Here is a 22,608-nt window from a genome sequence, read left to right as displayed (position 1 = left end):
GCGCCCGGCCGGTGTGGCTTAGCCGCCGCGGCGGCCGCCGCCGTTGCGCTGACCCTTCTTGCCCTGCTGCTGCAGCTCTTCGGCGGTGGGCGCGGCCGGCACTTCGCCCGGCTTGAGCCCCTTCACCTTGCTGCCCGGCTTCAGGCGGAACTGGCCTTCGGTGACCACCTGGTCGCCTTCCTTCAGGCCCGTGCCGATCATCACGTGGCTGTCGCCGACTTCACCGGCAACCTTCACCGGCTGCATCTTGACCGTGTTGTCGGCCTGCATCTGATAGACGTAATCGCCGTCCGGACCGCGCTGCACCGCCTGCGAGGGGATCACCAGGCCGCCGGCCACGGTGCGCACCTGCAGCCGCACGTTGACGAACTGGCCGGGCCACAAGTCGTTCTTCTCGTTGGCGAACTGCGAGCGCAGGCGGAAGGTGCCGGTGGTGGTGTCGATCTGGTTGTCGATCACCTTCAGCTCGCCGCCTTCGGCGATCGGATGCGCGTCGACGCGGTCCAGCGCGGTCACCGCGAGCGGCGCGCTGCTGTCGCGCACGGCGTTGCGCACCATCTCCAGGTTCTGCTCCGGCAGCGTGAACATCACGTAGATCGGATGCAGCTGGGTGATGGTGACGATGGTGCTGGTGGTGGTGACCAGGTTGCCCGGGTCGACACCGCGGATGCCGGTGACGCCGTCGATCGGCGAGATCACCTTGGTGAAGCCCAGCTGCACCTGCGCGCTGGCGATCGCCGCCACGTCGGCCTCGACCGCGGCCTGGTACTGCGATACCTGGTTGCGCTGGGTGTCCAGGTCCTGCTTGGAGATATAGCCCTGCGGCGCCAGGTTCTGGCTGCGCGCCAGGTTGGCGCGCGCGGTGGCGAGCAGCGCCTCGTCCTGCGCCTTCTTGCCCACGGCCTGCTGGTAATTGGCCTGGAAGGTGCGCGGGTCGATCTCGGCGAGCACGTCGCCCTGCTTCACTTCCTGGCCTTCCTTGAACTTCAGGCTCATCAGCTGGCCGGACACCTGCGGATTGATCGTCACGGTGTTGAGCGCCTGCACGGTGCCCAGCGCGGTCAGGTAAACCGGCACGTCACGCTTGACCACCGGCTCGACCGTCACCGGCACCGGGGCTTCCTTGTCCTTGCCTTCGCCGCCCTTGCCCGGGCCGCCCTGGCCGTTGCCGGCCGCCTGTCCACCCTGGCCTTCGCCCGGCTTGTGCAGCAGACGGAAACCGACTCCTCCGACGATGATCACGGCGATCACGATCAGCGCGATCTTCCAAAAACGCGACATGAAAAAAGCTCCTGGATGATAGGCGGGCCCCTACCCGACCCCGCCGCGCGCGGCTGCGCGCCTGTTTTGATACGACGGCGAAAGGATAGGGGCAGTTCAACGAAAAGGGACAATGCCAGTTGACAGGGGGGGCGCATGACCGATGGCAGGGATGAGCCGCGCCACTATGCGGTCCGACGATGTCCGTCCGGTGTCGGCATGAGGGACCGGACCGGCCCGCATCCGGTTCCCTCGCCGCCCATGGTGCCATGGCTGGAAGACAGGCCGGTCCGTTCGTCTATAATCCGGGACTTCATTGCCTGAACCCGCGGTCCGGCCAGGCCCGATGGTTCGCCCACCGAAAACGGGAGTATTGCGTGAGCGGTTCCATGACCAAATCCGACCAGAGCTTCATGCGCAGCTTCTCGTTGCTGATCGCTGGCCTGGGTGTGCTGACGCTGCTGCTGATCGGCGGCGCGTGGATGATCTACGACGCCGAACCCAAGGAAATCAATCCGGACGCGGCCAAGAAGGTCGCCGAGCGCATCGCTCCGGCGGGCGCCGTCTACGCCGGCGACACCGGCCGCGCCGCCATGCAGGCCGCGGCGGATGCCGCCGCCAAGGCCGCCGCCTCGCAGGTCGCCTACGGCGGCAGCACCGACGGCAAGACCATCTACGACAACCTCTGCCACAGCTGCCACACCGCTGGCGTGGCCGGTGCGCCGAAGCTGGGCGACAAGGGCGCCTGGGGTCCGCGCATCGCCGAAGGCCTGGACACCCTGGTCAAGCACGCCATCGAGGGCTACCACGGCCCGGACGGCAACTTCATGCCGGCCAAGGGCGGCAACCCGGCGCTCACCGACGAACAGGTGAAGAACGCCGTGCATTGGATTGTGGATCAGGCGAAGTAAGCCAGCTTCAATCCGATCAAAGCAAAACGCCGCCCATAGGGCGGCGTTTTTCGTTCGCCCCTTCTCCCCGCCGGGGAGAAGGTTGGGATGCGGGGCCGGGGCTCGCGGCGACGCCACATCAGCTCTTTCGTCTCAATAATAGTCATCCTCATGCTGATGCCTCACCGCGAGCACGTGCACCTCGCTCCCGTGGATCTCGAACAGCGCCACATAGCCCGCCTCGCCGAAGCCGATCAGCAGCTCGCGCAGGAACGGGTCGGATTCATCCGCCTTGCGGCAGGCGTAGGGAAAATCCTTGAGCAGCTCGGTCGCCTTGGCGACAGCGGCAAGCGCGCGCTCGGCCGCGCTGCGGTCGCGGCCGAGCAGGGCGTCGAAGCAGCGCAGCAGGTCTTCGCGGGCTTCTTCCGTGAAGCGGACGCGATAAGTCACTCATCGCCCTCGCGCCGCGGCGCTGCCCCGAGCCGGGCAGCGAGCTGGCCCAGCATGTCGTCGGCCTCGACATAACGGCCACTGCGCTGCGCCTTCTCCGCGGACGCCCGCCCGCGCTCGATGAACTCGCGCTGCGCCGTGCGCCGGTGGATCTCGGCACGCAGGGAAGCTTCGGTGAAGGCCGACAGGCTTTCGCCCTGGCGGAGCACGCCCAGCACCTGTTCGCGGAATTCGGGGTCGACGCGCAAGGGAGGAATGACCGCAGTCTTCATGGAAGGAGCGCCATGTATAGCAATTGCTATGCAGCTTAGCACAGCCTTTTCAGCGCAATTCGGAGACTTCCCCATCGGCGATCCAGTCCGCCGCAAAGGCCCGCAGCTGCGGGAAGAAGGCCTCGAAGCGCTCGCGGAGCTGCGGTTCCAGCTCCACCAGTACGGGCATCGCCTCGCCCACCGGGTTGGCCCGGCTCAGGCGTGCGGACACACCGTGCAGCGCGCGCTCGATCTCGGCGCGTTCGGCATAGCCGGCGGGGAGATCGTGGGCTTCCATGTAAATAAGGAAGCGCTTCAGTCCGTCTGGCAGCAGGCTGTGGTGCCGGTGCAGCAGGGCGCGCAGCCCTGCGGAATACGCATCCAGCGGCTGGTCGCTCCAGCGCGCGAAATCCCGCGCCAGCTCATGGTCGAACCACATGTCCAGCAGGATCCCGCCGAAGCGGCGGTACGGCGAGGGCAGCAGGCGCCGTGCGTCCGCCACTTCCGGATGGGCATCGGTATACACGTCGATGGCGCGGTGCAGGCGGATGCCGTCGATCACCCGCGCCGGAAACCGTTGCGGGTCGGGCGTCCCATGCACGAAGTCGCCCAGCATGCCGCCCAGGCGCAGCTGGTCGTCATCGCCCGCCAGCAGGGCATGCGCAAGATGGTTCATGCCCGAGCTTTCCGCACGAGCGGGCGGCGGACCGGCCCGGCGGTTATCATTCTGCGCATGACTCCCATCGCCTTCCCCAACGATCCGGATCAGTTCCCCGGTGAAGAAGCCAGCTTCGCGCTGAGCGGCCCGGCCGGCAAGCTCGAAACGATCAGCAATGTTGCCGAGCCCGCGGACGCACGCCGCGGCGTGGCCGTGATCTGCCACCCCAACCCCGTAGAAGGGGGCACCATGCACAACAAGGTGGTGACCATGGTGGAGCGCAGCCTGCGCGAGCGCGGGCTGGACACGGTGCGCTTCAACTTCCGCGGCACCGGCGAATCCGAAGGGCAGCACGACTACGGCAACGGCGAACGCGACGACCTGGCCGCCGTGGTGCGCTGGGTGCGCACGCGGCGCCCCGGCGACGCGCTGTGGCTGGCCGGTTTCTCGTTCGGCAGCTACGTGACCCTGCGCAGCGCGGTCGAGCTGGATGCCGACGCGCTCATCAGCATCGCGCCGCCGGTCGCGCGCCGCCATTACGAGTTCGACGCCATTCCGCTGCCGTCCTGTCCCTGGCTGGTGGTGATGGGCGAGACCGATGAAGTGGTCGACCCGCAGGCCGTGTTCGACTGGATCGACAGCCTGCACAAGAAGCCCGAGCTGGTGCGCATGCCCGACACCGGGCATTTCTTCCACCGCCGCCTGATGGACCTGCGCGGTGCGATCAAGCACGTGGTGCAGGACTGGCTGCCGCCCCCGCGCGGCTGACGCGCCCTTCCGCGATTTCTCCCATGAGCGAAACACCCTCGATCGCGCCGAGCGCGCGCTACCAAGAAGGCGTCGCCGCGCACCGCTGGGAAAGCGACCCGGCCCAGCTCGCGGTGCTGCCCGAGTTCGACCGCATGCATGCGGTGCTCACCGCCGCGCGCGAAGAGAACGGCGGCCTGTTCGGACGGCTGAAGTCGCTGCTCGGCGGCGAGCCGCGCGAAGCCGTGCCGGGCCTGTATCTGTGGGGCAGCGTGGGCCGCGGCAAGACCTTTCTGATGGACCTGTTCGTGGCCAGCCTGCCGCAAGGCATTGCGCTGCGCCGGCACTACCACCGCTTCATGGGCGAAGTGCACGAGCGCCTGCGCGAGCTGGGCAACCGCCAGGATCCGCTGCCGGAAGTGGCCGAGGGCATTGCCGCGCGTTGCCGCGTGCTGTGCCTGGATGAGTTCCTGGTCAACGACATCGGCGACGCGATGATACTGGGCACCCTGCTGGAGGCGCTGTTCGCCCGCGGCGTGAGCCTCATCACCACCTCCAACACCCAGCCGAAGAATCTCTACAAGGACGGCCTGCAGCGTGCACGCTTCCTGCCCGCGATCGCCCTGCTGGAACAGCAGTGCCACGTGGTGGAGATGATCTCCTCGCGCGACTGGCGCCTGCGCGCGCTGACCCAGGCGCCGGTGTACTTCACCCCGCCCAGTGCCGAGGCGGAGCGCTCGCTGGCGCGCATCTTCAGCACCCAGGCGCAGGGCGAGGCGACGGAAGGCGGCGACATCGTCGTCAACGACCGCGCCATCCCTGTGCGCAAGCGTGCCGAAAACATCCTGTGGTTCGACTTCGACGCGCTGTGCGAAGGCCCGCGTGCCGTGGCCGACTACATCGCCATCGCCAAGGCGGGACCTGCGGTGATCGTTTCCAACGTGCCGCAGTTCAGCATCTACAGCGAGGACGCCGCGCGGCGCTTCGTGCTGCTGGTGGATGAGTTCTACGACCGCCATGTGAAGCTGATCCTTTCTGCTGCAGCGCCGATCACCGAGCTGTACGACGGCGAGCGGCTGCGTGCGGAGTTCGGGCGCACGGAGTCGAGGTTGATCGAGATGCAGAGCGAGGAGTACCTGGCGTCGCCGCATCTGCCCTGACCGGCCGATGGCGGCTCTGCGGCATGACTGTTCGCTCTGGCGGCCATGCTTCCTCAGGCCGATGGCCTTGCTCGCGTCTACCGCCGCACCATCGGTCCACATGGCCGCCAGAGCCATGGCTTTATCGTCATTCCGCCACGAACAGCATGGCAAACGAGGCTCAGCGTCGGTTTGATCCGGCGACATGTCGCCGTTCGTCACCGGTCGACTGGATCCAGGTAAACCGCAGGCTGCTCCACAAATCGCCCGAGCTGAGATTGACGTACACCCCGGGCGCCCCCTGCTCCGCACATCCTTCGCCGAACGAGACGACACCGATCTGGTAAACGCGGCCACCGATGCTGCGAATGACCGGGCCGCCGCTATCTCCCTGGCACGAATCCTTGCCTCGGACGCCTGCGCAAAAATAAGTGCTCAGCTTGCCTTCCTCATAGCTGGCTGCGCACTCCTCCGATGCAAGGACGGGCACATCCACTTCCCGAAGCCGGTTCGGGAAGAACGGCAGGTCCGCGTCGGTGTTGCCCCACCCCATGACCGTTGCCATCTGGCCAGGCCGATACAAGGCGTCGCTGCCCAGCGTGGGCAAGCTGACCGGAACGACGCCGCTGACAGCCCTGTCGAGAAATACCAGGGCCAGATCGGAGTCTGGAATCGTACTGATCGCCACCGCCCGGATGCCTCGCCGCTGTGCCCCGATGTCGTCCGAAAGCAGGGTTTGCCCGATGGTAACCGTGTGCTCTTCCGCGTTGTCGTCGGTTACATCGTCGACACAGTGGGCAGCGGTAATCACCACATTCCGACGATAAAGCGATCCCCCGCAGAAATGCTGTCCGTCGAATTGCAACGAAGCCATGAACGGGTACTTTCCCCTGGACACTTCATTGCCGCCGATGATGCGCGCATCGATGCGTGGGTCGTTTTCCACGGATGCCCGCGGCGTGGCGAAAGCGAAACTCGCGGCGGTGACTGCGAGCATGCCCGCCATCCACGCCACGATCCTGGCGACCGTCTTCTTTCTCGAACGCATTTGCATGGAACTTCTCCGGTTCATGGAAGAGGATTAGCAACTGCATGGCGATAAGCGTGCAGGGCGCCGGCGCTTACGCGACTACGAGTAGACGCTCAGTCGCGCTTTTCAGATATCGCAGAAATACGAAAGTTGTCCCCGACATGTCAGCTTCGCGGCGCGCAACACACCGCATATCCGGAATACTCCCAATTGCTTCCCTCAAAGCCTCCACCGATGCAGCGCTGCGCATACGCTACGCAGCGGACATCCACGCCGGAGAATGCTCATGATGCGCAGCGCCTTGCTCATGCTGTCCCTTGCCGTCGCATCGACCGTACCTGTCCATGCCACCGATGTGGCGCAAAACATTCAGGGCGAACTGCCCCAGGTCGTCGCATGGCGCCACGACATCCACCAGCATCCCGAACTGAGCAACCGCGAGACGCGCACTGCCGCACTGGTTGCCGCGCAGCTGAAGAAGCTCGGCCTGGACGTGCATACCGGCATCGCGCACCACGGCGTGGTGGGCATTCTCAAAGGCAGCAAGCCCGGGCCGAGGCTGGCGATCCGCGCCGACATGGACGCGCTGCCGGTCACCGAAGAAACCGGTCTGCCGTTTGCCTCAAAAGCGCTGGGCGAATACCGCGGCAAGTCCACCGGCGTAATGCACGCCTGCGGCCACGACGCACATACCGCCATGCTGCTTGGCGTGGCCACCGTGCTCGCCGGCATGAAGCAGGAGCTGCCGGGCGAGGTGATGTTCGTCTTCCAGCCGGCCGAGGAAGGGGCGCCGGCAGGCGAACAGGGCGGCGCCGCGCTCATGCTGAAAGAAGGCGTCTTCCGCGACTTCGCACCGGATGCCGTATTCGCCATGCATGTGATCAGCACGCTCAACGTCGGCACGGTGGCGCTGCGGCCGGGGCCGGCGCTGTCCGGGGCGGATGGCTTCAAGCTGGTGGTCCATGGACGCCAGACGCACGGCGCCATGCCGTGGAACGGCGTCGACCCCATCGTCACCGCGGCGCAGATCGTCGAGCAGGCGCAGACCATCGTCAGCCGCCGGCTGGATATCGGCATGCTGCCGGCCGTGCTCAGTTTCGGCATCGTCGAGGGCGGCGCGCGCCACAACATCGTGCCGGACAAAGTGGAACTGCAGGGAACCCTGCGCAGCTTCGATCCCGCCATGCGCCAGCAGGCCATCGACGGCCTGCGCGGCATCGCCCAGCACGTGGCCGCCGCGAACGGCGCCACGGTGCAGACGCAGATTCCGATGGGCGACAGCGTACCGGTGACGGTCAACGACGCAGCGCTGACGGCTCGCGTGCGCGCCAGCCTCGGCAAGGCGATCGGCAGCGAACATGTGATCGAGGCGCCGCCCGCCATGCCTTCGGAAGATTTCGCCTACTTCGCCAAAGAGGTGCCGGGCGTGTACTTCTTCGTCGGCGCCACGCCAGCCGGCCAGGATGCGGCGAAGGCGCCAGCCAATCACTCCCCGCGGTTCTTCATGGACGAGGGCGCACTGAAGGTAGGCATGACCTCGATGCTGCAGGCGACGCTGGACTATCTGCAGGCCCCGGCCACCGAAGCGGCGCACTCGGAGCAAGCCGCAGGCTGAGCAGGCCGCAACGGGAAACCCGCTACTCGTCCGGCTTCTGGCGAACCGACACGCCCGCCAAGGCCGGTGGCGTACCGCAGCGGCCGGAGCGCAACGCATCCAGATAAGCCGACACCAGCGTCGTCGTACTCTTCTGGGCCCCTGCGGCGAACTGTCCGCCACCGAAGTTCATATGGGTGGCACCATCCACCACGGCCAGCCAGCGGCAGCCCGGCCCGAGTCCATCGAAAGCCTGCATGCGCCAGCGGTAGTCGCCGCCCAGCCCCTGGTCCCGCGTGCCGGTGACCAGCAGCGTGGGTGCAGCGATCGGTGCCCATGCGCCTTCGGGAAACACCGGTCCCGGCCCTTCCGGCGACAAGGCCACATAGGCGTCGAAGACACCCTTCGGCGCCAGTCCCAGCTTGTTGTGCGCGCCGGCTTCCAGCATCACCGTGATCGCGCCCATCGAATGGCCGAGCAGCGCCTTGAATGGCGCATGGCAGCGCTGTTCGGACCACGCCAGCGCCGCATCGATGTCGAGAAAGCGCGCGCGATAAGCCGGCGCATCGGTGACCAGGGCGGTGATGCCGCCCTTGAAGCCATCGCTGCGCAAGTCCTGCTTCAGCACCGGCAGGCCGCTTTCGCGATGCCCCATCACCACCACGCGCCAACCGTCGGCGCTCAAGGCCTCGCCCACATAGCGCAGGCCCTGCTCGCTGCCGCCTGCGCCGTGCGACACCAGCAGCAGGGGCGGGCAGGTCTTCGCCGAGGCCGGTTCGTACACCATCAGCGGCGTGCTCGCTCCATCGGAACGTGGCACTTCGATGCGTTCCGCGGCCCAGGCCTGCGCGGTGACGGCCAGCGCCAGCAGCGCGGCCACGATCTTCGGCGACGTCGACATGCTTCCCCTCCCCTTCGATGGCTTGCACTGCGGTAACGTGGTGGCCTTTCCTGCACGGAGCCCCGCCATGACCAGCCTGCTCTTCCTCGCCCTGCTGTCCGCACCCGGCATGCCGGCGGACGATTTCTCAACGCGGGTGCAGCAGGCCAAGTTGACCGAGGGCGCCAAGGACGGGCCGGACTACCAGAAGAAGATGTGGGCCGCGATCGGCGACCGCACCACCGACGTGCTCAAGAGCTGCATCGCCTCCCTGCCCAAGCCCGACAAGTCCCCTTTCGTGCTGGTCGCCGACGTGCACGCCGACGGCAGCCTGGGCCGGGTCGAAGTCCGCGCCCCCACCGACGTAGCCACCTGCCTGCTCAGCCGCTTCGCCAGCTGGAAGCTGCCGGCCCCGCCGGCCAGCCCGGCGCCGTATCCGATCGAAGTGGATTTCAGCATCGCGCCCTGAGCGCCCGGGCAGAACCGATCGCCAAGTTTTTTCGCATGGCCGCCAGGCCGCGCCAGGCCTTGAATTACCCCACTTATCCACCGATATATGCACAACGGATTGGGTTGACCCGCCCCACCCCACCCCTATATGTTGTGCCCCGTCGGTGCCTTTCTCAGACCCACGGTCGGATTGGCTTAATAGGGAATCCGGTGCAAATCCGGAACTGCCCCGCAGCGGTAAGCGGAAACGAAAGCTCCCATCGCACTGGTCCTCGAGGGCTGGGAAGCGGGGGCGAGTAGGTCGGATCGGTCGCCAGCGAACGATCCATGTCTGCGAGTCCGAAGACCTGCCGGCACATCGTGGCCTTCAGGGCCGCGGTGAGTGATGGCGGCTTCCGCGGGGAAGCGCGTCGTGGCGCGGAGCCCCGGGCTCCGCCGCACGGCCGTCCCCGCCTACACCGCCTTCGTCTCAGCCCTGCGCGCGGGAGCAGGTCGTTGAAGCCTTTGGCCTGGAGCGATGCCATGCAACCTATCGACACCGACTCGCGCGAGCGCACCGACGACCGCGCGGACGCATCCGCCTTCCCTGCCGCCGACGCAGCTGCCGCCGCGCCGGAGCCCGTTCGCATGGAAGCCGTGGCGGAGACCCCCTTCGCCCTCACCCCGCCGCACAACCCCGGCCAGATGCGCGTGACCAAGCGCAACGGCAGCCAGGAGATCGTCGACGTCAACAAGATCGTGCGCGCGGTGACCCGCAGCGGCGAAGGCCTGCATGCGGTCGATCCGCTGCGCGTGGCGCTGAAGACGATCGGCGGCCTGTACGACGGCGCCACCACGCGCGAGCTGGACGAGCTGTCGATCCGCACCGCCGCGGCGCTCACCGCCGAGGAACCGGAATACGGCCAACTCGCCGCGCGCCTGCTCGGCGCCTACGTCGACAAGGAAGTGAGCGGCCAGGAAATCCAGAGCTTCTCCCAGTCGATCGCGCGCGGCGCGGAGCTGGGCATCCTCAACGCGCGCCTGCGCGACTTCGTCGCCGCCAATGCGCGCAAGCTCAACGACGCCATCGATCCGCTGGCCACGCGCCGCTTCGAATACTTCGGCCTGCGCACCGTGTACGACCGCTACCTGCTGCGCCACCCGCAGCTGCGCAAGGTGATCGAGACGCCGCAGTACTTCTTCATGCGCATCGCCTGCGCGCTGGGCGGCAGCGAGATCGGCGAGACGCTGGAGTTGTACCGCCTGCTGTCCTCGCTGGAATACATGGCCAGCTCGCCCACCCTGTTCAACGCCGGCACCGCGCACGAGCAGCTCAGCTCCTGCTTCCTGCTCGACTCGCCGACCGACTCGCTGGAGTCGATCTACGAGAAATACGGCGACGTCGCGAAGCTCAGCAAGTTCGCCGGCGGCATCGGCCTGGCCTACTCGCGCGTGCGTTCGCGCGGTTCGCTGATCCGCGGCACCAACGGCCATTCCAACGGCCTGGTGCCGTGGCTGAAGACGCTGGACGCCTCGGTCGCCGCGGTGAACCAGGGCGGCAAGCGCAAGGGCGCGGCCTGCGTGTACCTGGAGCCGTGGCACGCCGACATCGAGGAATTCCTCGAGCTGCGCGACAACACCGGCGACGAGGCGCGCCGCACGCACAACCTCAACCTGGCCAACTGGATTCCCGACGAATTCATGCGCCGCGTGGAGAGCGACGGCGACTGGTCGCTGTTCGATCCGAAGATCGTGCCGCACTTCGTCGACAGCTGGGGCGAGACCTTCGAGCGCGCCTACCGCGAAGCGGAAGCCGCCGGCATCGCGGTGAAGAAGGTGAAGGCGCGCGAGCTGTACGCGCGCATGCTGCGCACCCTGGCCCAGACCGGCAACGGCTGGATGACCTTCAAGGACCGCAGCAACGCCACCAGCAACCAGACGGCCAAGGCCGAGAACGTCATCCACCTGTCCAACCTGTGCACTGAGATCCTCGAGGTGACCAACGCGGGCGAGACCGCGGTGTGCAACCTGGGTTCGGTGAACCTGGCGCGCCACGTGGTCGATGGCGTGTTCGACTTCGACAAGCTCGCCGCCACCGTGCGCACCGCGGTGCGCCAGCTGGACCGCGTGATCGACCTGAACTTCTATCCGATCGACACCGCGCGCACCGCCAACCAGAAGTGGCGCCCGGTGGGCCTGGGCGTGATGGGCCTGCAGGACGTGTTCTTCAAGCTGCGCCTGCCGTTCGATTCGGCCGACGCGCTGGCGCTGTCCACGCGCATCGCCGAGGAGATCTACTTCCACGCGCTGACCATGTCCAACGAGCTGGCGCGCGAGCACGGCGCACATCCGGGCTTCGCCGAAAGCCGCGCCGCCAACGGCGAGCTGCAGTTCGACTACTGGCCGCAGGCCAGGCCAAACGATGCCCCGCGCTGGGAATCGCTGCGTGCGAGCGTGCAGGAACATGGCCTGCGCAACTCGCTGCTGATCGCGATCGCGCCGACCGCCACCATCGCCTCGATCTCCGGCTGCTACGAGTGCATCGAGCCGCAGGTGAGCAACCTGTTCAAGCGCGAGACGCTGTCCGGCGACTTCCTGGTGGTGAACCGCTACCTGGTCGAAGAGCTCAAGACGCTGGGCCTGTGGACGCCGGAAGTCCGCGACGCCATCAAGCTGGCCGAAGGCTCGATCCAGGGCATCGCCAACATCCCCGAGCGCCTGCGCCAGATCTACCGCACGGTATGGGAGCTGCCGCAGAAGGCCCTGATCGACCTGGGCGCCGCGCGCGGTGCGTACATCGACCAGAGCCAGTCGCTGAACCTGTTCATGGAGAACCCGAACATCGGGCAGCTGAGCTCCATGTACATGTACGCGTGGAAGTCCGGCATCAAGACCACGTATTACCTGCGTTCGAGGCCGGCGACCAAGATCGCCAAGACCACGGTATCCGCCACCGCACCGGCAGCGAAGCCGGCGCCGGAAGCCGAGCAGGAACAGGCGAACGCCGCGGTGTTCTGCTCGCTGGAAAACCCCGAGTACTGCGAGGCCTGCCAGTAAGTACATGCGTAGCCCCTCTCGCATCGAGAGAGGGGCTGGGATGAGGGTGCGGGCGCAGTGATGCTCATCACTGCGCCCGCACCCTCATCCGCCTGCCGGCACCTTCTCCCGACGGGAGAAGGGTTGCTCGCCCCACGTTGTCGCAAGGATCAACCATGTCCACCGAAACCACCCGCCGCCAGCACATCCTCGACCCCGGCTTCGAACTCACCCTGCGCCCGATGCGCTATCCCGAGTTCTACGAGATGTACCGCAACGCCATCAAGAACACCTGGACGGTGGAGGAAGTGGACTTCTCGCTGGACGTGACGGACCTCAAGTCCAAGATGAGCGACGCGGACCGTCATCTGATCCATCGCCTGGTGGCCTTCTTCGCCACCGGCGACACCATCGTGGCGAACAACCTGGTGCTGAACCTGTACCAGCACATCAATGCGCCGGAAGCGCGCATGTACCTGTCGCGCCAGCTGTACGAGGAAGCGCTGCACGTGCAGTTCTACCTCACCCTGCTGGACACCTATATTCCCGACCCGGCCGAGCGCAACAAGGCCTTCGGCGCGATCCAGAACATCCCTTCGATCCGCCAGAAGGGCGAGTTCTGCTTCAAGTGGATCGACTCGATCCAGAACCTGCAGCGCCTGGAGACGCGCGAACAGCGCCGCCAGTTCCTGCTCAACCTGATCTGCTTCGCCGCCTGCATCGAAGGCCTGTTCTTCTTCGCGGCGTTCGCCTACGTGTACTTCCTGCGTTCGCGCGGCCTGCTGCACGGCCTGGCCTCCGGCACCAACTGGGTGTTCCGCGACGAATCCGGCCACATGGGCTTCGCCTTCGAAGTGGTGCGCACGGTGCGCGCGGAAGAGCCGGACCTGTTCGACGAAGCCATGCGCACGCAAGTGGAAGAGATGCTGGAAGACGCCATCGCCTGCGAAACGCAGTTCGCCGAGGACGTGCTGTCCGGCGGCGTGGCCGGCCTGTCGGTGAAGGATATGCGCCAGTACCTGGAGTACTGCGCCGACCAGCGCCTGGTGCAGCTGGACCTGCCGAAGAAGTACGGCGCGAAGAACCCGTTCGACTTCATGGACCTGCAGGACGTGCAGGAAGTGACCAACTTCTTCGAACGCCGCGTGTCGGCGTATCAGGTCGGCGTCGAGGGTGAAGTGGCGTTCGACATGGCGTTCTGAGCACCGCGCTCCCTCTCCCCTGCGGGGAGAGGGTTGGGGTGAGGGGGGCCTACGGAGCTTAGAAGCGGGAGCACAGAACGAGCGACGCTTCGTTTACCCTCGGTCGCGAGCACCCGCCCCTCATCCGGCTGCCGCCACCTTCTCCCCGGCGGGGAGAAGGATTCCACTTCTAGGCGTTACACCCAGCTGTTGTCGTTGTCGCTGTCGTCGAAGCCCACGTCGCCGACGTCGCTCAGGTCGCCGTTGAAATCGTTGTTGTCCTGCGCGAACGCGTGATCGTTCTGCAACGCGTTGCCGCTGTTGTTGTCGTCGTAGAAATTGTTCTGCGTGATGTTCTCCACCACGGTCTCCTGCCCACCGCCGCCGAAGAAACCGCCGCTGTGGTGTCCGCCCAGCAGGCTTTCGATGCCGTTGAACAGGAACATGCCGCCGGCCACGCCCGCGGCCGTGGTCGCGGCGCTGGCGAGAAAGCTCGGCGCGGCTGCGGGCTGCTGAGGCGCCGGTGCGGCGCCGCCGAACAGGCGCTCGCGCCAGCCCGGCGCAGCCTGCTGCTGCGGCATCGGCGGAGGCGTCGAGGGCTGCTGCGGCTGGCTCCAGCCGCCGGCCTGGCCGCCGAGGAAGCTGCCGCCGCCCTGCCCGCTCACCTGCGCCTGCAACTGCGCGATCTGCGCCTTGGCATTCTCCAGCGCCTGCTGCTGCAGCAGGCTGCGCTGCACCAGCAGATAGAGCGCGTCGGGGTGGCCGGCCAGGCGCTGCTGGATCAGCGCGTCGGCTTGCATGTCCTTGGCCACGCCGCCGGCGGCGGCCAGGCGCTGCAGGAAATCGTCGAGAAGTTGCTGTTCCTGGGGAGTCATGGGGTGCTACCTCGTGGTGGTGGGCGACGGCTTGGTCCGCGCGCGTAAGTGCCGAAGTATGCGTGCGGCGGATGACATCAAGGCCACCCTGCCATCGGTTGGGCTGCGCGCGTTCAGCTCGACAAGAACTTGCGCCCGTTGAAACGAAGGCGGAGCCCGCAGGCTCCGCCGTTTGCCTTACTTCGACGCCTCGCGCGCCTGCAGGTTCACGAAGGGCAGCATGCCGCCGCCGTTGTAGGTGGGCAGGTGGCCGTCCCATTTCTCGATGGCCGACATCTGCACCACGTTCGGGTTCTGCCGCAGCGCGTCGCCCTTCAGCGCGATCGCCTTGGCCTCCGCTTCGGCGATGGTCACCGCTGCCTTGGCCCGGCCCTCGGCTTCCGCTTCCACCTTCTGCGCCTCGGCCTGCGCCTGCGCCACTTCGTTCTGGCGCTGCTCGGCCATCTGGGTGGCCTGGATCTTGGCGTTGATCGACTGCACCACGTTGTCCGGCAGGCGCAGTTCGCCGATCCAGTAGATCTTCTCGATCACGATGCCCACCGGCGCCACATCCGCGGCCACGTCGTTCTGCACCGCGTCGATCAGATGCGCCTTACCCTTGCCGTAGACCGATTCGATATCCAGGTTCGCGGCCTCCTTCACCAGCGCGTCGCGCACCATGTTGCGCAGGTAGACGTCGGTGATCTCGTCGATGCCCTTGCGGTATTTCTGGAAGATCAAGGTCACCTTGGTCGGATCGATGTGATAGGTCATGCCCACGTCGGCGTTGACGATCAGGCCTTGCGCGGTCTGGAAGCTCAGCGACTCGTCGATCGGGCGGCCTTCGTTCGAGGAACGGCTGAACGTGTAGGTCTGCGTAAACGTGGGGAAGGTGTACAGCTCATAGCCCCAGCCCACCCAGTAGCGGCCCGGCGGCAATTCCTGCAGCGCGCCCTTGCCGTCGCCATAGAGCTGGAACTTCACGCCCACGTTGCCGGCCGGCACCTTGTCGCAGGCCGCCAGCAGCAGCGCGCACAGCGCGACGGCAGCCATCGAGAGACGTTTGATCGTGCGATTCATAAACAGTCATTCCTTGTGACGAAGAAGGCGGCTGAGCAGGCAATAGCTCCAGGCCGCAAGCAGACCCAGCAGGACCAGGCCAGCGATCACGGCGAACGTGCTCGTGGCGGAGATCAGCTGCGGGCCGACGAAACCCACGTACAGCAGCAGGCACAGCGCAAGCAGCCAGGGGCTGGCCAGCACCTGCGCGAACAGCGCTTTCATGGCGGCGACTCCTTGATGGAAGTTCATGGCGGATGCGAAGCGATCCGCGCATCGCCACCCGGCGCGTGCGCGCACGCGGGCAGCAGGCGATGCGCCGATGGTTTCGGCGTGGGCCTTAAGGGAGGGTTGGCGGTCTCAGGTCCGGCGGACGGAGATGGCGGCGCGATGGGGAGAGGAAGCCAGGCGACGAGCGTCGAAAGTCTTCATATGCGCACTCCAGTGCGCGGGGTCGGGTGGTGATGGCGGCGCATCTTACTCCTGCTTTTTCGCGCCGGAGCGAAAACGCTACATCGTTACAGCGGGGGCGATCCGGGCGTTCCGGCCTATTGACTACACCTGTAGTCAAGGGGTAGCGTGCCTACATCTGTAGTCAACCCCGGATGACCTGCCATGTCCAAGCCTTCGATCGGCGACCAGGAACTCGCCCTGCTGCATTACCTGGCCGAACACGAGCCGGCCTCGGTCGGCGAAGTGGCCACCGGCTTCGGCGAGGCGCGCGGCCTGGCGCGCTCCACCGTGCTGACCATGATGGAACGCCTGCGCGGCAAGGGTTATCTGCGCCGCCGCCAGGGCGGCGGCGTGTACCGCTACAGCACCGCCACCGGTCCCGGCGAAGCGATGCGGCAGGCGGTGGATCAGTTCGTGGAGAAGACCCTGGCCGGTTCGGTGTCGCCGTTCGTGGCGTGGATGTCCGAGAAGGCCGAAGTCAGCGACAACGAGCTGGCGGAACTCGAAGCCCTGGTCAATCAACTGCAGTCGCGGCGCAAGGAGAAATGATATGGACGGCTATTTCCGTTTCGCCGACCTGCTGCTCGACCGCCTCGTCTGGACGTCCATTCAAGCTGGCGCGCTGATCGGCGCGGTCTGGCTGCTGTGCCGCTGGCTGCCGCGCTGGTCGCCGGCCATGCGCTGCCTGCTGTGGTGGCTGGTGGGCCTGCAGCTGATGCTTGGCCTCATGCTGGGCCGTCCGCTGGAACTGCCACTGCTGACGCCGTCGGTGGAAACCACCGCGCTGTCCGGCGAGCAGGCGCAGGAACATGGCATTGCCATCCATACCGCGGTCACCGGCGACCCGCTGGCCTCGATCCCCGTGCCGCTCGCCGCGGCGGCTAAAGCGGCCGACGCGCCGCCGGCCAAGCCCTGGCCGTGGCGCGAAACGCTGGCCAGCCTGTGGCTGATCGCGATGGCGCTGCAGCTGGTCGCCGCGCTGCGCGAATGGCGCGAGACGCGCGCGGTGATGCGCAGCGCCGAACCGGTGCGCGATACCCGGCTGCTCGCGCAGTGCGCCGAACAGGCCCGCGCGCTCGGCCTGCGCCATTGCCCGGAACTGCGCCGCTCTGACGTGATCGTGTCGCCCCAGGTCGCCGGCCTGTGGCGCCCGGTGGTGCTGCTGCCGACCGAGCACACGCTGGATGCGGATGACTGCGCCATGGCGCTGGCGCACGAACTGGCGCACCTGCGCCGCGGCGATCTGTGGCTGGGCTGGATTCCGGCGCTCGCGCAGCGTGCGTTCTTCTTCCATCCGCTGGCCCGCTGGGCGATGCGCGAGTACGCGTTCCACCGCGAGGCCGCCTGCGACGCGCAGGTGCTGGACCGCTCCAGCGCCGAGCCGCAGGACTACGGCCGCCTGCTGCTGCGCCTGGGCGTGGCTTTCCCGGTGTCTTCCGGCCTGGCGGGCGCCTCGCCCACCTTCCAGAACCTCAAGCGCCGCCTCACCCTGCTGCAGCAGACCGACCGCGTGCCGCCGCGCCTGGGTGCCTGGCTGCTGGTGGCGCTGGTGGCACTGGCCGGTGCGCTGCCTTATCGCGTCACCGCGCGCGGCATGGACATGACCGTGCATGCCGGCGGCGGCGCGACCATGGACGAACAGCAGGCAACATCGCCCGCGCCGGCAGCGGATGCCGTGCCTGCGGTCGCACCGCAAGCCGCACCCGCGGCGCTGGTTTCGCCCACGGGTGTCGTCGCCGCGCATCCGCTGCCCGCGGTCGCCGCGGCACCTGCGCCGGTCGCGCCCATGGCGACGACGGCAACGCCCGCTCCCGCCGCGAAGCCCGCCGCGCGCGCCATGGTCGCTCTCGGCCCGATCCCCACGCCGCCGCCCGCGCCAATGGCCCCGATGGCTCCGATGGAGCCAATGAGCGCGCTGCCGCCACCGCCGGTGGCGCCGGTGCCGCCGCCCCCTCCGCCGGCACCGCCGTCGCCGGTGCGCGTGGGCAAGGCTTCGCATGTCGACATCGACCTCGATAACGGCGCGCCCCGCGGCTTCGCCATCGTCGAGCCGGATTTCCTCACCGTGCAGGGCAGCGAGAACGATCTGGCCAATGCGCGCGCCCTGCAGAACGGCAACGCGCCGGTGCTGTGGATCCGCCGCGGCGACAAGGCCTACGTGGTGCGCGACCGCGCGCTGCTGCAGCAGGCCAAGGACGCTTATGCGCCGATGCGCGATCTCGCACGCCAGCAAGGCGAGTTCGCCGGCAAGCAGGGCGAGCTGGCCGGCCGCCAGGGCGGCCTGGCCGCGGAAGTGGGGGCGCTGTCGGTGCGCCGCTCCGAGCTGGACAGCGAACGCGTCGCCCTGACGCGGGAACTCCAGCAGCAACGCATGCAAACCCAGGCCAACAGCGCGGAGGCCGAAGGCCTCGCCGCCTCGTTCGAAGGACGCCTCAGCGGCATCGAGGCGCAGCGCGCCGACCTGCAGCGCCAGCAGGCCGATATCGACCGGCGGCAGGCCGACTTCAGCCGCAACCAGGCCGAGCTCTCGCGCCAGCAGGCAGAACTGTCCAAACGCGAGCGCGAAGTCTCGCGGCAGGTCTACAGCCAGCTCGACCGCTTGATGGACCAGGCCGTCGCCGACGGTCTGGCCCAACCCAGCACGCGCCTTTGATCGCCCCTTCTCTCTGACGAGGCCTTATCGATGAAGCTGCATCCGCCCGCTCTCCGACTGCCGCGCCGCGCCGAATGGCGGGTGGCGATCTTCTCCGCACTGCTGTTCGCCGCCCCGCTCACCTTGCTGGCCGCGCAGTACACGCCGCCGCCAACGCCGCCGGCCGCGCCGCCACCGCCCCCGCCGCCCTCTCCTCCGCCCCCGCCGCCGGTACCACCTGTTCCGCCGTCGCCGCCCCCGCCGCCGCCGCCCGACCTGGGTGGCTTCGGCGCCCGCCACGTATCCATCCACACGCGTGGCGAGGCCGCCGAAGGGCTGGCGCTGATCGATGGCGACTCGGTGATGTTCGACGGCACCGACCGCGACGTGGAAGCGGTGCGCCGCCTGCAGGACGGCAAGGGTTCGCTGCTGTGGTTCCGCCGCGGCGGGCAGGCCTGGGTGATCCGCGACCAGGCGTATCTGGATCGCGCCAAGGCCGCTTACGCCGAGGTGGAAGCGATCGGCAAGGAACAAGGCAAGCTCGGCGGCGAACAAGGCAAGCTCGGCGCGCAGCAGGGCAGCCTGGGCCAGCGTCAGGGCATGCTCGGTTCGCGCCAGGGCAGCCTGGCCAGCAAGGACGCGGAGCTGTCCGGCCGCGAAGCGCAACTCGCGGGGATGGAAGCGCAGGGCAAACCCGCCGCCGATCTCGCCGCCGGGCGCCAGAAGATCGCCGCCGCGCGCGCCGACCTGGAGACGCAGCAGAAAGCGCTGGAACGCGAGCAGGAAGCGCTGGCGGACGACCAGGATGCGCTCGGCAAGCAGCAGGAAGCCCTGGGCGAGAAGCAGGGTGCGCTGGGCAAGCGGCAGGAACTCGCCAACCAGAAGGCGCATGCGCAGCTCGATGCCTTGATCAAGGAAGCGCTGGCGAAGGGTGTGGCCAAGCCGGTGGAAGCGCTCTGAGCAGAGACGTAGGTTGGGGTGAGCACAGCGAACCCCAACGTTGCGATGCGCTGCAAGGTTTGTTGGGGTTCGCCTGCGGCTCACCCCAACCTACGCAGAAAAAAACGGGCCCTGATGGGCCCGTTTTTTTTCAATCCTTCGGCATCTTCAACTCATATTCCTTCGGCGGCGTCGCTTCCATCAGGTACCGCACGAAGTAATCCCAGCGCTTGCGCGTCATGTACAGGCTAGCCGCGCCATAGCCATGGTGCGCGTTCGGGATCAGCAGCAGATCGAAGTCCTTGTTGGCCTTGATCAGCGCATCCACCACCAGCAGCGTCTGGTACGGCGGCACGTTGTCGTCCATGGTGCCGTGCGCCAGCAGCAGATGGCCCTTGAGCTTGTCGGCATAGACCTGGTTGGCCTGCTTGTCGTAGTTGCTCTTGCCGTCCTTGTCCTTCACCAGCAGGCCCTGCCACTTCTCCGCCCAGTCGTCTTCGTAGTTGCGGTTGTCGTGGTTGCCGCTCTCGGCGATGCCGACCTTGAAGAAGTCCGGATACATGAACATCGCGCCCACGGTGGCGTTGCCGCCGCCGGAATGGCCCCACATGCCGATGCGGTCCATGTCGATCCACGCGTAGCGCTTGCCCAGCTCCTTCAGGCCCGCCACCTGGTCCGGCAAGGTGTTGTCGATGATGTTGCCGAAGTAGGCGTCGTGGAACGCCTTGGAGCGCCACGGCGTACCCATGCCGTCGATCGCCACCACGATGAAGCCCAGCTCCGCCAGCGACTGGTGATCGCGGCCGACGGTGAAGCTGCGCGTGCCGACCGAACCGGTCTGCGGGCCGGGGTAGACGTAGTCGATGATCGGGTACTTCTTGTTCGGGTCGAAGTTCGTCGGCTTGTACATCAGGCCGTACAGGTCGGTCTTGCCGTCGCGGCCCTTCACGGTGAACGGCTCCGGCGCCTTCCAGCCGCTGGCGAGCAGGCGGCTGATATCGGCCTTGGCCACCTGGGCCACGGTGCGGCCGTCGTCGCTGGAACGCAACACCGTCACCGGCGGCGTGGTGCTGGTGGAATAGGCGTCGACGAACAGCTTGCCGTCGGGCGACGGCGCGACGGTGTGGTCGGCGGCTTCCGGCGTGAGCAGGGTCGGCTTGCCGCCGTCGATGCTCACCTTCCAGTACTGCTGGTAATACGGATCGACGCCGGCGGTGCGGCCCACGCCGCGGAACCACAGCGTGCGCGACTTCGCGTCCACCCGCAGCACCTGGGTGACGTTGCCCTCGCCGGTGGTGATGGCGCGCTTGAGCTTGCCGGTGTTGAGGTCGTACAGGTACAGGTTGCCCCAGTTGTTGCGCTCGCTGAACCAGATCGCCTCGTGCGTTTCCGGCAGGTAGCTCCAGTTGACCTTGTCGTTGCCGCTCTCGTAGTAGGTCTTCACCTTTTCGTCGAACACCGTGCGCACTTCGCCGCTCTTGGTGTCGGCGATGCGGAACCAGGACTGCTTGTGGTCGCGCGAGGTGGACACGAAGGCCAGCGTCTTGCCGTCCGCCGCCCACTGCACGTCGTCCCAGCCGCCGTCGCGGCCGCAGCTGATGTCGTCGCACAGGGTGGAGCGGTGCTGGTCCGGCTGCATCTTCAGGCGCAGCACCTTTTTGGCCGGCACGTCGATGATCACGCGCTCGATCATGGTGATGTGCTCGTCGCCGACCAGCGGGTACTTCCACTTCTCCAGCTTCGGATGGCCCACATTGGTGGTGACCAGGTACATGTCGCCGGTCTTGCGCTGGTCCTGCTGGAACGTGGCGATCTGCTTCGAATCCGGCGACCACACCAGGATGGCGCTGTCGGTGTGCTTCCAGCCGGCGTTGTCGGTGGCGTAGCCGTAGTCTTCGACGCCGTCGGTGGTGAGCTGGGTTTCCTTGCCCGTGGCGACGTCGCGCAGCCACAGGTTCCAGTGGCGGATAAAGGCTTCGGTCTTCTTGTCGGGCGAGAGCACGCCCGGCTCCTCGCCGGCGTCGCCGTGCTTGGGCTGCGCGCATACGCCTTCGCCCTTGAGGTCGCACAGGTAGTGCTTGCCGCGCAGGCTGACGTCGAGCTGGCCGTCGGCGGCCACGTCGAATTCGGTGATGCCGAGCTTGTTGGCATCCACCGGCTTGCCGGCGGCCTTGGTCAGCGCGGCGGCGAGTTTGGCCTGGTCGAAGGCCGGTTCGGCCTTGCCGGTGGCGGCGTCCATGCGCAGGTAGTGGTCGCCCTGGGCGTCGTGGTCGCGGTACCAGAAATGGCCGTCGTCCAGCCAGCTGGCGCTGGTCACCGCGTGGTCGATCAGCGGCCCGGCACGGTAGTACATGAAGCTTTCGGCGCGGGCGTAATCGTCCGCCGTCAGCGTCCTGGCCGGTGCCGCCTGTGCGGCCACGCCGGACGACAGCGCGCTCACTACCAGCGCGCCGAGCAGGCGCGAACCATCCATCTTCAAACCCATTGTCGACTCCCCTTGAGGATTGGCGTGATACGAAGCCCGCCATGGCTTGCCGGAAGCTGTAGCCGGCGATCCAAAGTCATGGATCGTAGTCCGGAGGTCATGCCCCGACCCCTGCCAGAAGTCCCTGGGGGGAAACATGCGTCAAAATACGCGTTCCCCCCGCCCAAGACCGCACGCCATGACCAAGCACGCCGCCGCCCTGCCCGAAGCCACCTTGCTGGAGATGGTGTTTCCCGACCACACCAATCATCTCGGCACCCTGTTCGGCGGCCAGGCGCTGGCGTGGATGGACAAGGCCGCATTTATCGTCGCCTCGCGCCATGCGCGCCGTATCGTGGTCACCGCGCGCTCGGAAGAAGTGAGCTTCCGCGTGCCGGTGCGCAAGGGCCAGCTGGTGGAACTGCTGGCGCGCATCGTGGAGGTGGGCAAAAGCTCCATGCACGTGGAAGTGACCATGACCGCCGAGGATCCGCTCACCGGCGACCGCCGCGTCTGCACCACCGGCCGCTTCGTGATGGTGGCGCTGGATTCCAACGGCACGCCGACGGATGTGCCGCCGCTGGCCTGAGCGCCCGGCGTAGGTTGGGGTGAGCGCAAGCGAACCCCAACATCCACGGTCGCCCCGCAGCGTTGGGGTTCGC

21 protein-coding genes and 1 riboswitch are annotated in these 22,608 nt (G+C 67.2%); of the genes, 11 read left to right on the top strand and 10 right to left on the bottom strand.

From position 1 onward, the window contains the following. Positions 1 to 18: 18 nt before the first annotated feature. Positions 19 to 1,281, bottom strand: coding sequence for an efflux RND transporter periplasmic adaptor subunit (locus tag KK141_RS13540; RefSeq protein ID WP_214570007.1), 1,263 nt, complete (start codon positions 1,279 to 1,281; stop codon positions 19 to 21). A 368-nt stretch (positions 1,282 to 1,649) separates the two neighbouring features. Here KK141_RS13540 and KK141_RS13535 point away from each other — a divergent pair, with 368 nt between their 5' ends. Next, positions 1,650 to 2,171, top strand: coding sequence for a c-type cytochrome (locus KK141_RS13535; RefSeq protein WP_214570008.1), 522 nt, complete (start codon positions 1,650 to 1,652; stop codon positions 2,169 to 2,171). A 132-nt stretch (positions 2,172 to 2,303) separates the two neighbouring features. Here the strand turns inward: KK141_RS13535 and KK141_RS13530 are convergent, their stop codons facing one another. The 3 genes from KK141_RS13530 to KK141_RS13520 are packed head-to-tail and all read right to left on the bottom strand — an operon-like array spanning position 2,304 to position 3,527. Then, on the bottom strand, positions 2,304 to 2,600 hold the full coding sequence (locus KK141_RS13530; RefSeq protein ID WP_214570009.1) for a type II toxin-antitoxin system RelE/ParE family toxin: 297 nt from the start codon (positions 2,598 to 2,600) through the stop codon (positions 2,304 to 2,306). Continuing rightward, on the bottom strand, positions 2,597 to 2,872 hold the full coding sequence (locus tag KK141_RS13525) for a YlcI/YnfO family protein (protein ID WP_214570010.1): 276 nt from the start codon (positions 2,870 to 2,872) through the stop codon (positions 2,597 to 2,599). Before KK141_RS13525 ends, KK141_RS13530 begins: the two co-directional genes overlap by 4 nt. Before the next feature lie 49 nt (positions 2,873 to 2,921). Continuing rightward, the gene (locus KK141_RS13520) at positions 2,922 to 3,527 is read right to left on the bottom strand and encodes an ACP phosphodiesterase (RefSeq protein WP_214570011.1); all 606 of its coding nucleotides are present in this window, start codon (positions 3,525 to 3,527) and stop codon (positions 2,922 to 2,924) included. 57 nt (positions 3,528 to 3,584) lie between these two features. On the opposite strand from KK141_RS13520, the gene KK141_RS13515 reads away from it, so the two are divergent. After that, positions 3,585 to 4,277, top strand: coding sequence for an alpha/beta fold hydrolase (locus KK141_RS13515; RefSeq protein WP_214570012.1), 693 nt, complete (start codon positions 3,585 to 3,587; stop codon positions 4,275 to 4,277). Positions 4,278 to 4,300: 23 nt separating this feature from the next. Next, on the top strand, positions 4,301 to 5,416 hold the full coding sequence (gene zapE / locus KK141_RS13510) for a cell division protein ZapE (RefSeq protein WP_214570013.1): 1,116 nt from the start codon (positions 4,301 to 4,303) through the stop codon (positions 5,414 to 5,416). Positions 5,417 to 5,576: 160 nt separating this feature from the next. Here zapE and KK141_RS13505 read toward each other — a convergent pair whose 3' ends face one another. Then, entirely contained in the window at positions 5,577 to 6,449 is an 873-nt protein-coding gene (locus tag KK141_RS13505; protein ID WP_214570014.1) for a serine protease, read from the bottom strand. Between the two features lie 265 nt (positions 6,450 to 6,714). Between KK141_RS13505 and KK141_RS13500 the strand changes: the two genes are divergently transcribed. Beyond that, positions 6,715 to 8,040, top strand: coding sequence for an amidohydrolase (locus tag KK141_RS13500; protein ID WP_214570130.1), 1,326 nt, complete (start codon positions 6,715 to 6,717; stop codon positions 8,038 to 8,040). A 22-nt stretch (positions 8,041 to 8,062) separates the two neighbouring features. On the opposite strand, the gene KK141_RS13495 is transcribed toward KK141_RS13500, so the two are convergent. Then, complete coding sequence (locus tag KK141_RS13495) at positions 8,063 to 8,920, bottom strand: alpha/beta hydrolase (RefSeq protein WP_214570015.1); 858 nt, start codon at positions 8,918 to 8,920, stop codon at positions 8,063 to 8,065. 67 nt (positions 8,921 to 8,987) lie between these two features. Here KK141_RS13495 and KK141_RS13490 point away from each other — a divergent pair, with 67 nt between their 5' ends. The 3 genes from KK141_RS13490 to KK141_RS13480 all read left to right on the top strand — a co-directional run bounded on the left by KK141_RS13490 (position 8,988) and on the right by KK141_RS13480 (position 13,566). Next, positions 8,988 to 9,368 (top strand): peptidase C13, encoded by a 381-nt coding sequence (locus KK141_RS13490; protein ID WP_214570016.1) that lies wholly within the window; start codon positions 8,988 to 8,990, stop codon positions 9,366 to 9,368. Between the two features lie 126 nt (positions 9,369 to 9,494). Next, positions 9,495 to 9,719: riboswitch (cobalamin riboswitch) on the top strand. Positions 9,720 to 9,871: 152 nt separating this feature from the next. After that, complete coding sequence (locus tag KK141_RS13485; RefSeq protein WP_214570017.1) at positions 9,872 to 12,385, top strand: ribonucleoside-diphosphate reductase subunit alpha; 2,514 nt, start codon at positions 9,872 to 9,874, stop codon at positions 12,383 to 12,385. A 155-nt stretch (positions 12,386 to 12,540) separates the two neighbouring features. After that, positions 12,541 to 13,566: a ribonucleotide-diphosphate reductase subunit beta gene (locus tag KK141_RS13480; protein ID WP_214570018.1), complete on the top strand. Its 1,026-nt coding sequence runs from the start codon at positions 12,541 to 12,543 to the stop codon at positions 13,564 to 13,566. A 176-nt stretch (positions 13,567 to 13,742) separates the two neighbouring features. On the opposite strand, the gene KK141_RS13475 is transcribed toward KK141_RS13480, so the two are convergent. The 3 genes from KK141_RS13475 to KK141_RS13465 all read right to left on the bottom strand — a co-directional run bounded on the left by KK141_RS13475 (position 13,743) and on the right by KK141_RS13465 (position 15,683). After that, positions 13,743 to 14,420, bottom strand: a complete 678-nt coding sequence (locus KK141_RS13475) for a DUF2076 family protein (protein ID WP_214570019.1) — start codon at positions 14,418 to 14,420, stop codon at positions 13,743 to 13,745. Positions 14,421 to 14,597: 177 nt separating this feature from the next. Beyond that, entirely contained in the window at positions 14,598 to 15,479 is an 882-nt protein-coding gene (locus KK141_RS13470; RefSeq protein ID WP_250901746.1) for a prohibitin family protein, read from the bottom strand. A 6-nt stretch (positions 15,480 to 15,485) separates the two neighbouring features. Continuing rightward, positions 15,486 to 15,683 carry a hypothetical protein gene (locus KK141_RS13465; RefSeq protein WP_214570020.1) on the bottom strand — a complete coding sequence of 66 codons (198 nt, stop codon included), beginning with the start codon at positions 15,681 to 15,683 and terminating at the stop codon, positions 15,486 to 15,488. A gap of 390 nt (positions 15,684 to 16,073) precedes the next feature. Between KK141_RS13465 and KK141_RS13460 the strand changes: the two genes are divergently transcribed. The 3 genes from KK141_RS13460 to KK141_RS13450 are packed head-to-tail and all read left to right on the top strand — an operon-like array spanning position 16,074 to position 19,503. Then, positions 16,074 to 16,460 (top strand): BlaI/MecI/CopY family transcriptional regulator, encoded by a 387-nt coding sequence (locus KK141_RS13460; RefSeq protein WP_167254946.1) that lies wholly within the window; start codon positions 16,074 to 16,076, stop codon positions 16,458 to 16,460. A gap of 1 nt (position 16,461) precedes the next feature. Further along, on the top strand, positions 16,462 to 18,564 hold the full coding sequence (locus tag KK141_RS13455; protein WP_214570021.1) for a M56 family metallopeptidase: 2,103 nt from the start codon (positions 16,462 to 16,464) through the stop codon (positions 18,562 to 18,564). Between the two features lie 30 nt (positions 18,565 to 18,594). Then, a complete protein-coding gene (locus KK141_RS13450) occupies positions 18,595 to 19,503 on the top strand; it encodes a hypothetical protein (protein ID WP_214570022.1) in 909 nt (302 codons plus the stop codon). Positions 19,504 to 19,633: 130 nt separating this feature from the next. On the opposite strand, the gene KK141_RS13445 is transcribed toward KK141_RS13450, so the two are convergent. Further along, complete coding sequence (locus KK141_RS13445; protein WP_214570023.1) at positions 19,634 to 21,967, bottom strand: S9 family peptidase; 2,334 nt, start codon at positions 21,965 to 21,967, stop codon at positions 19,634 to 19,636. A 178-nt stretch (positions 21,968 to 22,145) separates the two neighbouring features. Here KK141_RS13445 and KK141_RS13440 point away from each other — a divergent pair, with 178 nt between their 5' ends. Then, positions 22,146 to 22,535 (top strand): acyl-CoA thioesterase, encoded by a 390-nt coding sequence (locus KK141_RS13440; protein ID WP_214570024.1) that lies wholly within the window; start codon positions 22,146 to 22,148, stop codon positions 22,533 to 22,535. The last annotated feature ends 73 nt before the right edge of the window (positions 22,536 to 22,608 follow it).

It is taken from the genome of Dyella sp. LX-66, assembly GCF_018599165.1.
Classification (GTDB): domain Bacteria; phylum Pseudomonadota; class Gammaproteobacteria; order Xanthomonadales; family Rhodanobacteraceae; genus Dyella_D; species Dyella_D marensis.
The sequence above is the reverse complement of the archived record's forward strand: the minus strand, read 5'-3'. Positions and strand labels throughout refer to the sequence as shown.